We start from the raw sequence: 12,730 nt of genomic DNA, 5'->3' as shown, positions 1-12,730 counted from the left end.
GAGGTGCCGAGTGGTGGGGCAAGAGCGTTTTGCTTACTTTTGCGCTTTTCAAAAGTGAGCCGCTGTAAGAGCGGAACCAATATCAGCCGTTACCTGAATAACGGATATACCCTCAATCCCCCGCATTGGCATACATATAGTCAGTCGCCAACGAAGCCAGCGTCCGAACCCCAACCACCAACGCCGACTCATCCACAAAGAACCCCGGATTATGATTCGGCGCCGCCTTGCTCATGTCCTGATCCCGCGGCGTCACCCCCAGAAACACAAACAACCCCGGCGCCTCCTTGGCATAAAACGAGAAGTCCTCAGCCCCACCCACCAACGGCGCGTTGACCACATCGCCATTCGCCGCCCAACGCAAACTCGGCAGCATCTTCTCGGTCAGCGGCGGATTATTGATGGTCGGATCGTACTTCTCAATGATCGTCACCTCAGCCTTCGCCCCACCACTCTCGGCGATCTTCTCGACAGTCTGGCGCACATCCGCATGCAGCTTCTGGCGAATGCCATAGTCGTAGGACCGAATCGTCCCACTCATGTCCACCGACTCGGGAATGATGTTGTACCGCGTGCCCCCGTTGATGGTGCCAATACTCACCACCGCCGGAAACGAAGAAATATCGGTCCGCCGACTGACCACCGTCTGCAACCCCACAATGGTCTGCGCCCCGACAGTGATCGGATCAATCCCATCCCACGGCCGCCCGGCGTGGGTCTGCTTGCCCAGAATCTTGATCCGCAGGTCATCCGAGCTCGCCAACGTCGGCCCCGGCCGATACGCAATCTGCCCCGCAGGCACACCCGCCCAAACATGCAGCCCAAAAACGGCATCCGGCTTGGGCGATTTCATCACCCCTTCCTGCACCATCATCTTCGCGCCCCAGGTGTTCTTGCCGTCGGGGATAAAGTCGCTCGGGCCTTCTTCAGCCGGCTGGAAATAGAACACCACGGTACCCGGCAGGCGGTCGCGCATGCCTGTCAGGATTTTCGCCGTGCTCAGCAGGATGGCGGTGTGGGCGTCGTGGCCACAGGCGTGCATCACGTCGACTTCTTTATCGAGGTACACGCCCTTGGCCTTGGACGCGAAGGGCAGGCCGGACACTTCCTTGACCGGCAGCGCATCCATATCGGCGCGCAGGGCAACGGTCGGGCCGGGCAGGGCGCCTTTGAGAATGGCGACTACGCCCGTGCGGGCAACGCCGGTCTTCACCTCAAGCCCCATCTCCCGCAGTTGCTTGGCCACAAGCTCCGCGGTGCGGTGTTCGGTATTGCCCAGTTCAGGATGGGCGTGGATGTCGCGCCGGGTTTCCAGCAAGGCCGGTTCCAGCACTTTGGCCTGGGCGGCGATGGTTTCGCGGGCACTGTCCTGGCCGCTGCTGGCGGCGATGACCGCACTGCTGGCGACACCGCACAGCAAGCCGAATACCCATTGGTGTGTAAGACCGGTCAAACGCATAAGGACTCTCCATGATTATTGTTGTTGATCCTGACGTCGTCCGGGCCGCGCTTATTCTTTCTCCTGCACGCCTCCCGCCGCCGTCACCACTTGCACGCTCAAGCGCGGAGTGGCCAGGTCCAGCCCGGCCTCATCCATGTGACGCTTGAGCGACAGGTTGAACGCCCGCGAAACCTCCCACTGCTTGATCGGCGCGGTCTTGAAGCGGGCGCGAAGAATCGCACTGCCGGACTCGAAACTTTCTACACCCTGAATCTCCAGCGGCGACCAGATATTGCGCCGCTGCAACGGGTCGTTGCGCATCTTCTGCCCGACGTCGCGCATCAGCTTGATGGCGTCGTCGATTTCCATGTTGTACGGAATCGCCACCCGGAAGATCGCGTAGCCGAACTCCCGGGAGTAGTTCTTGATGCTTTTGATTTCACTGAACGGAATCGTGTGCACGATGCCGTCGATGTCCCGCAGGCGCACCGTACGAATGGTCAAGCCTTCCACGGTGCCCAGGTGGCCACCGACATCCACGTAGTCATCAATCGCCAGGGAGTCTTCGATAATGATGAACAGGCCGGTGATCAAGTCCGCCACCAGCGACTGCGCACCAAAACCGATGGCCAGGCCGATCACACCGGCACCCGCCAGCAGCGGCGTGACGTTCATGCCCATGTTCGCCAGGGCGACGATGGCGGCAATGATAAAGATGGTCACGAACAGCACGTTGCGAATCAACGGCATCATTGTCTGTGCCCGCGCATTGGCCAGGCCTTTGCGCGAGCGGGTCAGGGCGTGGTGGATGGCGGTGTCGCTGAGGATCCAGATCAGCCAGGCGAACAGCAACGTGCCGGCCAGGCCGAACAGCTTGACGCTGATTTCATGGCCGTCGCCTTCGGTAAAGCGGATCAGCGACAGGCCCCAGACCCGCAGGCCCAGTTCGATGAACACCAGCCACACCACCAGGTGGGCGAGGGTGTAGACGAAGCTTTTCAGGCGATCGGAGTACAGCGCATGGCGCTTGTGCCCACGCTGGGGCTTGAGGGCATGGCGGCGCACCAGGCCGTTGATCACCATGCACAGCACCAGCAACACCGTGCACAACAACGATTGGCGCAGGGCGGTGCTGGTGTCGCCGGCGGAGACAAAGGTGGCGAACAGCGAGATGCCCACCAGCAGCAACGCCGGCAGGTACCAGAAGGTGCCGACGATTTCGATGGTGTCGCTCAGGGCGCGGCGGGTCAGGCGGCGGGACAGCGGCTGGTTGCGGATAAGGTGCGCGATGGGCCGGCGGAAACGCAGGATGAACACGCCGGTGGACAGCGCGGCCATCACATTGGCGATGGTCGCGGCGACATGGGACAAATGCTGGCCCAGGCTCTCGGCCAGGCGCGGGTCGCTGACGGCTTCGCCAAAGGCGGCAAAGCTGCCGATCAGCCACAATGGCCGGAAGGCCTGGTGCCGCAGGATGTACAAGGCGCGGTGGCGGTGCGGGCCGTCGAGCACGGAAAACGCGACCACGCAGATCGCCGAGAAGCAGGTGCCCACCACCAGCGCGTAAGCCAGCACCATCGCCAGGGATTTGCCCAGGGACGAGGGCAGCGCGTAGCTCATGTAGACGGTGATCACCAACGCGATCAGCCACGGGCCGAGCTTGCGCAGGGCAAAGCGCAGCAGGTCCCAGGTCTTGGGGTGTTGGGGCAGTTCTTCGGTCAGGCCGAAGCGCTCGCGCACCCGGTGGCTGAGCCAGATCAGCACGGCGGCCAGCAGGCTCCAGAGCATCAGGATCATGGCAAACGCAAAGATGATCGGCAGCCACTCACTGGCCGGCAGCATCAGGGCGGTAAGTTCATCCTTGGCCTGGTCGAACTCGCTGGACCAGCGATTGATCGGGCTGTCGGCACCGGAGAACTGTTGCTCCAGGCTGGACAGGGTGCCGCCGATCAAGCCGAGCACACCCAGTTCGGCGGCGGGCTGGGCTTTTTGCGTGGTTTCCCGGAGCTTTTTCAGGTCGCTCAGCAGTTTGGTGCGCTGCTGGTCGTTCTCCAGGGTCTTGATCACTTCGTCCAGGGACTGGCCCAGCGGGACGTCGGCTTGCGGTTGGGTTTTGTTGGTGCTGCCCAGCAGCCCCGGCAGGCTCACGGCGTGGGCAGGCGCCATGGGCAACAGGGCCAGCAGGCAGATAAACAGGCAGCAGGGCAGGGCAAACAGACGGGCAAGCACGAGGCGGTCAACCTTAAATACGACGAATTGACCGAGTGTACGAGGCCGTCATGTGCAATGCGAGTGGGATTGTCATTCAGCGAGTTTGGCGAGGATCTTGTAAACCACGGTGCCGAGGATCAGCAGCATGCCGATCCACATGCCGAACACGCCGATGGCTTTGTCGCGAAAGTTGAAGCCGATGGCCAGGAGGATCATGCCGGTCAGGATGGGGATGAGCATGGAGTGGAAGGCGGACATGGTGATCATGGGGCGACGGCCTTGTCGGATGGAGGATGGGTATAAGTCTAGGTCGATTTTGCGAAGTGCAAGTTGATCAGTGTCAGAAACGCTACAAACCGCGGTTAATTTCTACACCCGATGGCTTTTTTTCGATTGGCCACGGTCAACATCCCTCAGGAACCTTTAAACCCAGGAGCATTCATCCATGAGCACACCCAAGGCGCTGTTGATTCTGCACGGCAAGCAAGCCCTCAACGAGCAGGTGCGGGCGGCGGTGCAGGCCAGGCGCGAGCAAGGCTGGGAATTGGACGTGCGGGTGACGTGGGAGGGCGGCGACGCCCAGCGGTTTGTCGATCAAGCCCTGGCCGATGGCTACACCCGGCTGATTGCCGGCGGCGGCGACGGCACGCTGCGGGATGTGGCCGAGGCCATGGCCCGCGCGAAGACTGAGGCCAGCCTGGTGCTGATGCCCCTGGGCACTGCCAACGACTTTGCCCGCGCCGCCGGCGTACCGCTGGAGCCGGAGCAGGCCCTGGAGCTGCTGGATGTGCCGGCCCGCGCCATCGACCTGGGCGAGGTAGGCGGGCAGATTTTCCTGAATATGGCCACCGGCGGGTTTGGCAGCCAGGTCACCGCCAACACCTCCGAAGACCTGAAGAAAGTCCTCGGCGGCGCGGCGTACCTGTTTACCGGCCTGTCACGCTTCAGCGAGTTGCGCGCGGCCTACGGTGAATTGCAGGGGCCTGACTTCCACTGGCGTGGCGAGCTGCTGGCATTGGGCATCGGTAACGGGCGCCAGGCTGGCGGCGGCCATGTGCTGTGCCCCGATGCGCTGGCCGATGATGGTTTGCTGGACATCAGCATTTTGCCGGCGCCCCAGGAAGTGGTCGGCACGTTGCGTACGCTGATGGCGGACGGCTGGGGCCTGGACAATATGTTTGTGCGGGCGCGTTTGCCGTGGGTCGAGATCAAGGTCGCCGAAGGGCTGGCGATCAATCTGGACGGCGAACCGCTCAAGGGCGACGACTTGCATTTCTCGGCCTTGCCCCAGGCGCTGCGGGTGCATTTGCCGGTGGATTCGCCGTTGCTGACTAATCGTCCAGGCTGATGATCTGTTCGCGCACGGCGAACAACACCAGGCCCGCCACATCGAAAATCTGCAGGCGTTTCATGATCTGCGAGCGGTGGGCTTCCACGGTCTTGATGCTCAAGCCCAGGCCGTTGGCGATTTCCCGGGTGGATTTGCCGCGCACGATCAAGCGCAGGATTTCCAGCTGGCGTGCCGTCAGGTTGTGGCTGTGGGGCGGCGGGTTGGACTGGGCCTGATTGCGCACCAGCGCCTGGTTGATCACCGTGTGGGCAATGGCCGGGCTCAGGTAGCGTTCGTTGTTGCGCAAGGCCAGGAGCGCGTGCTCCAGCTCGTTGGCCGTGGTGTCCTTGAGCAGGTAGCCGTGAGCGCCGGACTCCAGGGCGCACATGATCAGCTCCGGGTCGGTGTGCATCGACAAAATCAGCACTTTGCTCTTTGGGTAGGCGCGCTTGAGCTCCTTCAGCGCGTCGAGGCCGCCGGTGTGTTTCATCGACAGGTCAAGCAGCACGATGTCGGGTTGCAGCGCGTCGAAGCGCTCCAGCAACTGCGCACCATCGCTGGCTTCGCCAACCACCGCGTAGCCGGGAATATCCATGACCAGCGCACGCACGCCGGCCCTGATCAGGGAGTGGTCATCCACCAGGAGTAAGTTGCACGTCACTCTAGAACCTTATTGGGGTTGGCCCGTTCGAGGGCGCGGGGCGCCCAGGGGAAAAGCGCTTCGATCCTCGTCCCAAAGCCTGGCTGGCTATTGACGGACAATGTGCCACCCAGTTGATCAATCCGCTCGGACATCCCGGCCATGCCCCGTTGGCCTTCCTGGGCAGGGTTGATGGCGGGCAAAAAGCCCTGGCCGTCATCGCTGATAAACAGCGACAGGCCTTCGGGCAGGCGTTGCAGGCGCACCAGCAGGTTATGTGCCTGGGCATGGCGCAGCATGTTGGTGACGGCTTCCTGGGTAATCCGGAAGGCGGCGACAGCCATCTCTTCCGGGATGCCGGTCAAACGTTGATGGCATTCCAGGCTCCAGCTCACCCGGGTGTTTTCCAGGGTCTTGAGCAGGTGCGCCCGCAGGCTCGCTTCCAGCCCCAGGCTCGCCAACTGCCGGGGGTTGAGGATGGCCGACACGTCCTGCACCTTGGCCAGGGTTTCGTTCAAGGTGTTGCACAGCACGGCACAATGGCCCTGCAAGTCTTCCGGCAGGCGGCGCTTGAGCCACTCACTTTGCAGCTTGGCGGCGGTCAACAGTTGGCCGATATCGTCGTGCAGTTCGCGGCTGAGGCGATGACGTTCGTTTTCCTGCACCTGCAACAGGCGGTCGGCCAATTCCTGGGGCTGGAACTTGATGGATTTGCGCGAGCGCCACTGTTGCAGGCCTACCACCAGCAGGGTGGCCAGGTTCAACAGCAACAGGGCAACAGGCAGGTGGGTCGATTGTGCATAAGCCCACAGGCTGAGCAGGAATGAGCACAGGCATAGCGCGAGGGTCATCCAGCGTGCATTGCTTCGGGACACGGACCTTGCGATGAGTGACTTCAGGCTGGCGTACATAGGAGGCGCATTTCACGTTTATATGCATCATGAAGTTGAGTCACTTCGAGCGGGGCATGGTACCACCACTATTACCGTTGGTCGCCTGGAGCCGAGCGTGATGAGGGTTATTAATCGCGGCAGCGCCCCGGGAGGTAGTCCCGGAGTTCAAATAGGCGGGGAGTTGTATCATTGAAGTTGTTTTGTATCGGTATTGTCGTTAGTGGCTTATTGATATTTTTCTGCTAACGACGACGTCATGCATGGTTAGTTGTGGCTGTCGTTTTTGGATAAGTCGGCCATTGAATACGACGGTTTTGTCGGTTAAATGCGAAAGATATTCAAATCGCGTAAGGCATGCTGCGTTGTTGCTTATAACCAAAGTCGCTTTGCGGGATGTGCTGGACGACGGTGGCAATCAACACGGTTTGTTCCGTTTCATCCAGGCCTAGTTTGCCGGTTTTGGCGTCGATCAACTCCAGTTGCCAGGCGAGCAAGGTCAGGCAAGCATTCAGCGCGTCCAGTGCCTCGTCGTGTAATTGCAACGGGCTGGCGGCATTGGCGATCAGGTACTGCACATGCCGGGAAAACTCGCCGATGGCCCGCAGCGCAAGGGCGTCGGACTTTTCCGCGAGCTTGATCAGGCTGCTCTTCATGCAGTCGATGGCGTCGCTGTCGTTACGAATCAAGTGCAGGTGGCTCAAGCATTCCTGGGACTTGGCCAGCAGCATTTCCGCCTCAAGGAGGAACTCGGGAAGTGCAAGTTGCCACTCTTTGCCGTCGTTCATCATGCAAGTCTCCACAACATACGGTCGGATAATGAGATGTCGCACCGGGTGAATGGCTTAAAAGTACTGCTGAAATATGACGAAGATCTGTAGGTCGGTTCCGACTTTTCAGTAGGGCATTTATTTGAATGATGCCCGCGCTCGTCGGAACCCCCCATCATCTTCAGGGCCATTCGCATAACTTCTTCGGTTGCCAAGACGTAAGTCTGTGGACGACCCGTGGGCCGAGAGCTTGCGGTAGCAAACAAAAGCCTGACTCCATTCATGCAATGAGAATGGCGTCACATTAATGGCTATTAGATATCGCGAATATCAGGTTGGTCCTGATTGTGGATAGGGGAATCCCTTACATAGGGGAACCTCGCGCTGACTTTGCGGTCACGCGGCGGTGTTGATGGGCCTTGCGTTGAAGCTGGCTCAGTAAAGCATGATGTCAGTGTGACATCAATGGATTTGCATGGCATTTTAGTGGGGGTCAAGGTCCGGCGTTTGCCGCCGATAACCTGCTTCAGTGACCTGTAATATCCTTCCGCTCAACCCAGGAGTCTTTAATGGCCGGCATTCTCGACACGGTAGATCAACGCACGCAATTGGTGGGTGAGAATCGCCTGGAGATCCTCATGTTTCGCCTGGCCGGGCGGCAGCTGTTCGCGATCAACGTGTTCAAGGTGCAGGAAGTGCTGCAACTGCCCAAGTTGACCCTGATGCCCCAGCGCCACCCGTTTGTCTGCGGCGTGGTCAACCTGCGTGGCCAGACGTTGCCGGTAATCGACCTGTCCCAGGCGATTGGCATGCGCCCGCTGATACCAGGGCCCAACAGCACCATTATCGTCACCGAATACAACCGCTCGGTGCAGGCATTCCTGGTGGGCGGTGTAGACCGCATCGTCAACATGAACTGGGAGGCGATCCTGCCGCCACCGGCCAGTGCCGGGCGCCAGCATTACCTCACGGCCATCAGCAAGGTCGATGACCAGTTGGTGGAAATCATCGACGTGGAAAAAGTCCTTGCCGAGATCGTGCCCTACAACGCCAAGGTTTCCCGCGAGAAACTCGAAGACCCGGTACTGGAGCGCGCCCGTGGCCGCGAAGTGCTGCTGGTGGATGACTCCAACGTAGCGCTCTCGCAACTGCGTGACACCCTCGGCCAACTGGGGGTGAAGATGCACATTGCCAGCGACGGCCTCAAGGCCCTGAACATGCTCAAGGCCTGGGCCGACAGCGGCCAGGTGATGACCGACAAACTGTTGATGATCTTCACCGACGCCGAAATGCCCGAGATGGACGGCTACCGCCTGACCACCGAGATTCGCAACGACCCGCGCCTGCGCAGCCTGTACGTGGTGCTGCACACTTCGTTGTCCGGCAGCTTCAACGACTCGATGGTGAAGAAGGTCGGTTGCGACAACTTCCTCTCCAAGTTCCAGCCCGACAAGTTGGTGGACGTGGTTCGTCAACGCCTGATGCTGGACGAAGTGCCGGCTTGAGCTTAGGGTGACGGCTTTGTCCCTCAGGAATGCAGGCCCATGCTTCGTCTCAGCGCGCTGTACCGATACCCCTTGAAGTCTGGCAAGGGTGAACCCTTGCAGCAGATCGGCCTGGATGCACTCGGGCTCGACGGGGATCGACGCTGGATGCTGGTGGACGAGGCCAGCGGACGGTTCCTGACCCAGCGCGCCGTGGCCAAAATGAGCCAGCTGTCGGCGCTTTGGAACAGCGCCGGTGGCCTGACCCTGAGCGCCCAAGGGCAGCCAGCCCTTGACGTGCCACTGCCCGGCAGCGATGCCGAGTTGCGCGGCGTGACCATCTGGCGCGACACCTTGCGCGTGCCGGATGCGGGTGATGAAGCGGGCGCCTGGCTCAGCGAATTCATCGGCAAACCCACGCGGCTGGTGCAAGTGCCACTGGCGCGTGCGCGTACCACCGAGGCCGGCTACGGCAAGGATGATGACAAGGTTGGCTTTGCCGATGGCTTTCCGTTGCTGCTGATCGGCCAGGCGTCCCTTGATGACCTGTCGCAACGCATCGGCCGCCCCATGGAAATGCTGCGTTTTCGTCCCAACCTGGTGATCGAGGGCAGCGAAGCCTTTGCCGAAGATGGCTGGAAGCGGGTGCGGATTGGCGACGTGGAGTTTCGCGTGGTCAAGTCCTGCTCGCGCTGCATCCTGACCACCATCGACCCGGCGAGCGGCGAGCGCAGTGCCGACCGCGAACCCTTGGCCACGCTCAAGACCTACCGGGAACAAGAGGGTGATGTGATGTTTGGGCAGAACCTGGTCAACGATGGTGTGGGCCGACTGGAAGTCGGCATGCCGGTGACGATCCTGGAGTAACCGTCCGTGCAATAAAAAATGCCCGTCTCTCGCGAGACGGGCATTTTTTTTCGGCTACCGAACGTTTAGCCGCGGTATTCGCACAGGTAGGCCGTGTCGACGGCGACTTTCAGCTGGAACTTGCTGTTGGCGGGCACGTTGAACTGACTGCCGGCGGCGAAGGTTTCCCAGTCTGTGCTGTCTGGCAGCTTGACGGTCAGCGCGCCCGACACCACGTGCATGATTTCACGCTGGGCAGTGCCGAATTCGTATTCACCCGGGGCCATGACGCCGATGGTCGCCGGACCTTCTGCGGTGCCGAAAGCGATCGACTTGACGGTGCCGTCGAAGTACTCGTTGACTTTAAACATGGGCGAATCCTCGGAAAAGGGTCAAGAAAGGTCGGCCAGTATGCCTTCTACACGGGCAAAATCAACGGCAGCAGCCGTGCGGTATTGCGCGCATCTTCCAGCGCCCGGTGCTGTTGGCCGTGGAACTGCATACCCGCCAGTTGCAGCGCGCCGTTGAGCCCCAGCGGCTTGTCCAGGCGCCGGGCCTTGGCGAAACGCTGCTTGAGGTTCACGTGGGGTGTCTGGCCCAGCACGCTGCTCAGGCCATGGCGTTGCCACTCCAGCTCCAGTTGCTGGCGGTCGTAGTCGCCCCAGCTCGCCCAGCCTTCCAGGCGTGCCTGGTGTTGACCGAGCCAGCGTTCGAACAGCGGCCACACGTCATTCAACGGCGCGGCGGCGTCGATATTCGCCTGGGTGATGTGGGTCAACTGGCGGCAGAACGGCGTCAGCAACGGCCTGCGCAGCGGCCGCACGAAACGCTGGAAATGGTCCAGCTCACGGCCCTGACGGTTGACCAGGCTCACGCCGATCTCGATGATTTCCATCTCGGTCACGGGCCAGCCGCCTTCATCCGTTGTGGCTTCAAGATCAATAATCAGCCAATGAGGCATCGCAGGTTCCCGTACTCTTCCCGTCCTGATGGGGATAGAGCGTAGCCAAGCCTGCTAGTTCCGCCCAGGGGTCATTCGATCTCCAGCAAAATCTGACGGTTCCTCACCTGATCTCCCGCAACCGCCTGGATCCGCTTGACCACGCCGCTCATGCCGGCCTTGAGCGGGTGCTCCATTTTCATCGCTTCGAGCACCAGCAACAGCTGGCCCTTGCTGACCGAATCGCCTTCGCTGACCCGTACCTCCACAATCGCGCCATCCATCGGCGCCTTGACCGTGCCGTTGCCGGCCTCGGCCTGGCGGGTGGCAACGGCCTGGGTTTGGTCGGTGATGCATACGCCGGGCAGCCAGAGCCGGGTACCTTGCAGGTGGTAGGCGATGCGGCGGCGGATACCGTTGACCACCGCGGTGGCCCAACGACCGTCGGTGGTGAGGTCGCGTATTTCGACGGCGTGCCGATCAATCTCGACTTGCAGGCAATTGTCCGCCAGCACACTGAGGCTGACGACCCGGGATTCGTCCTGTTCGGCCAGTTGCCAGGTCCACGGCACGCTGGCGTTGTTGCGCCAGCCCGACAGCGGCTTGGCATGGTCGCTGGCGCTGCGTTGATAAAACAGCGCGGCGGCCAGGGCCAGCTCATCGTTGGTCGCTTGGGTTTGAGGGATCTCGCTGAAATGTTCGGCGATAAAGCCGGTGCTGAAGTCTGCGGCGATAAATTGCGGGTGCTTGAGCAGGTCGGCCAGCAGCCGTTGATTAGTCGATACGCCGAGCAATACGCAGTCTTCCACGGCCCTGAGCAACTTGCGCCGGGCCTCTTCGCGTGTGGCGCCGTGGGCGATGATCTTGCCCAGCATCGGATCGTAGAACGGCGTGATGCGCTGGCCTTCCAGCAGGCCATGATCGATGCGCACACCTGGCGCCGGCTCCCAGCGCAGCACGTCGCCGGTTTGCGGCAGGAAGCCCTGGGCCGGGTCTTCGGCGTAGAGGCGTACTTCCATGGCGTGGCCGCTGAGGGTGACTTGCTCCTGGCGCAAGGGCAGCGGCTGGCCAGCGGCAATCTGCAACTGCCAGGCCACGAGGTCGAGGCCGGTGATCAGCTCGGTGACCGGGTGTTCCACTTGCAGGCGGGTGTTCATTTCCAGGAAGTAGAAATTGTTGTTGCGGTCGAGCAGGAACTCCACCGTGCCGGCGCCGACGTAATTGACGGCGCGGGCGGCCTTGATGGCGGCTTCGCCCATGGCTTGGCGCAGTTCGCTGGTCATGACCGGGCAGGGGGCTTCTTCGATGACTTTTTGATGGCGGCGCTGGATCGAGCAGTCGCGTTCGCCGAGGTAGATCAGGTTGCCGTGGGTGTCTCCGAACAGTTGGATTTCGACGTGGCGCGGCTCGATCAGGGCTTGTTCGAGGATCAGTTCGGCGCTGCCGAAGGCGTTTTGTGCTTCGGAGCGGGCGGTGCGCAGGTGTTCCAGCAGGGTGTCGGGGTTGTGTACCAGGCGCATGCCACGGCCGCCGCCGCCGGCGCTGGCCTTGATCATCAGCGGGTAGCCGATGTGGTCGGCGTTCTGTTGCAGGGTTGGGTCGTCCTGGTCGGGGCCTTGGTAGCCTTTGATGCACGGGACGCCGGCGTCGAGCATGGCGAGTTTGGAGAGGCGTTTGCTGCCCATCAACTCGATGGCTTCGGGGCTGGGGCCGATGAAGGTCAGGCCGGCGGTTGCGCAGGCTCGGGCGAAGTCGGGGTTTTCGGAGAGGAAGCCGTAGCCGGGGTGGATGGCGTCGGCGCCCGTACGGTGGGCGGCTTCGAGGATGGCTTCGATGTTCAGGTAGGACTGGTTGACCGGGGCGGGGCCGATGTGGACGGCTTCGTCGGCCATCTGGACGTGCAGGCTGTTGGCGTCGGGGGCGCTGTAGACCGCTACGGTGCGATAGCCCAGGGATTGGGCGGTGCGCTGGATGCGGCAGGCGATTTCGCCACGGTTGGCTATGAGGATTTTATTGAACATGAGTGATCCCTTGGGTTGGCGTTTACCGTGTACATATCCATTCCTGCGGTAACGGCTGCTATTGGTTCCGCTCTTACAGCGGGTCACTTTTGAAAAGCGCAAAAGTAACCAAAACGCTCTGCCCCGCCTGTCGGCACCTCGCCTAGGCTCGGTGTTC

The 12,730-nt window shown here is 61.4% G+C and carries 11 protein-coding genes and 1 pseudogene; 3 read left to right on the top strand and 9 right to left on the bottom strand.

Annotated elements, in window-relative coordinates; translation table 11 throughout:
• Nucleotides 1-112: 112 nt before the first annotated feature.
• The 3 genes from M2400_RS32890 to M2400_RS32880 form a co-directional block, all read right to left on the bottom strand.
• Complete coding sequence (locus M2400_RS32890; protein WP_259201348.1) at nt 113-1,459, bottom strand: amidohydrolase; 1,347 nt, start codon at nt 1,457-1,459, stop codon at nt 113-115.
• Between the two features lie 51 nt (nt 1,460-1,510).
• Nucleotides 1,511-3,670 carry a mechanosensitive ion channel family protein gene (locus tag M2400_RS32885; protein ID WP_259201346.1) on the bottom strand — a complete coding sequence of 720 codons (2,160 nt, stop codon included), beginning with the start codon at nt 3,668-3,670 and terminating at the stop codon, nt 1,511-1,513.
• Between the two features lie 72 nt (nt 3,671-3,742).
• Nucleotides 3,743-3,919 carry a hypothetical protein gene (locus M2400_RS32880; protein ID WP_010166452.1) on the bottom strand — a complete coding sequence of 59 codons (177 nt, stop codon included), beginning with the start codon at nt 3,917-3,919 and terminating at the stop codon, nt 3,743-3,745.
• A 178-nt stretch (nt 3,920-4,097) separates the two neighbouring features.
• On the opposite strand from M2400_RS32880, the pseudogene yegS reads away from it, so the two are divergent.
• A pseudogene (yegS, locus tag M2400_RS32875) lies at nt 4,098-5,022 on the top strand (lipid kinase YegS); the annotation flags it as partial.
• Here yegS and M2400_RS32870 read toward each other — a convergent pair.
• The 3 genes from M2400_RS32870 to M2400_RS32860 form a co-directional block, all read right to left on the bottom strand.
• On the bottom strand, nt 4,984-5,643 hold the full coding sequence (locus tag M2400_RS32870; protein ID WP_177116214.1) for a response regulator transcription factor: 660 nt from the start codon (nt 5,641-5,643) through the stop codon (nt 4,984-4,986). The pseudogene yegS and the gene M2400_RS32870 overlap by 39 nt on opposite strands.
• Entirely contained in the window at nt 5,640-6,533 is an 894-nt protein-coding gene (locus M2400_RS32865) for a sensor histidine kinase (protein ID WP_259201344.1), read from the bottom strand. Before M2400_RS32865 ends, M2400_RS32870 begins: the two co-directional genes overlap by 4 nt.
• A gap of 320 nt (nt 6,534-6,853) precedes the next feature.
• Nucleotides 6,854-7,300, bottom strand: a complete 447-nt coding sequence (locus M2400_RS32860; protein ID WP_201126220.1) for a hypothetical protein — start codon at nt 7,298-7,300, stop codon at nt 6,854-6,856.
• A 551-nt stretch (nt 7,301-7,851) separates the two neighbouring features.
• Between M2400_RS32860 and M2400_RS32855 the strand changes: the two genes are divergently transcribed.
• Together M2400_RS32855 and M2400_RS32850 are read left to right on the top strand one after the other, a co-directional pair.
• The gene (locus tag M2400_RS32855; RefSeq protein WP_008430676.1) at nt 7,852-8,787 is read left to right on the top strand and encodes a chemotaxis protein CheV; all 936 of its coding nucleotides are present in this window, start codon (nt 7,852-7,854) and stop codon (nt 8,785-8,787) included.
• Nucleotides 8,788-8,826: 39 nt separating this feature from the next.
• Entirely contained in the window at nt 8,827-9,633 is an 807-nt protein-coding gene (locus tag M2400_RS32850; RefSeq protein WP_177046920.1) for an MOSC domain-containing protein, read from the top strand.
• Between the two features lie 65 nt (nt 9,634-9,698).
• Here M2400_RS32850 and M2400_RS32845 read toward each other — a convergent pair whose 3' ends face one another.
• The 3 genes from M2400_RS32845 to M2400_RS32835 form a co-directional block, all read right to left on the bottom strand.
• On the bottom strand, nt 9,699-9,983 hold the full coding sequence (locus M2400_RS32845; RefSeq protein ID WP_003183665.1) for a pyrimidine/purine nucleoside phosphorylase: 285 nt from the start codon (nt 9,981-9,983) through the stop codon (nt 9,699-9,701).
• Nucleotides 9,984-10,030: 47 nt separating this feature from the next.
• The gene (locus tag M2400_RS32840; RefSeq protein ID WP_169385869.1) at nt 10,031-10,573 is read right to left on the bottom strand and encodes an exonuclease domain-containing protein; all 543 of its coding nucleotides are present in this window, start codon (nt 10,571-10,573) and stop codon (nt 10,031-10,033) included.
• A 71-nt stretch (nt 10,574-10,644) separates the two neighbouring features.
• Complete coding sequence (locus M2400_RS32835) at nt 10,645-12,573, bottom strand: acetyl/propionyl/methylcrotonyl-CoA carboxylase subunit alpha (RefSeq protein ID WP_259201340.1); 1,929 nt, start codon at nt 12,571-12,573, stop codon at nt 10,645-10,647.
• Nucleotides 12,574-12,730: the final 157 nt, after the last annotated feature.

The sequence above is a fragment of the Pseudomonas sp. BIGb0558 genome, assembly GCF_024807515.1.
GTDB classification, from domain to species: Bacteria; Pseudomonadota; Gammaproteobacteria; order Pseudomonadales; family Pseudomonadaceae; genus Aquipseudomonas; species Aquipseudomonas yamanorum_A.
The sequence above is the reverse complement of the archived record's forward strand: the minus strand, read 5'-3'. Positions and strand labels throughout refer to the sequence as shown.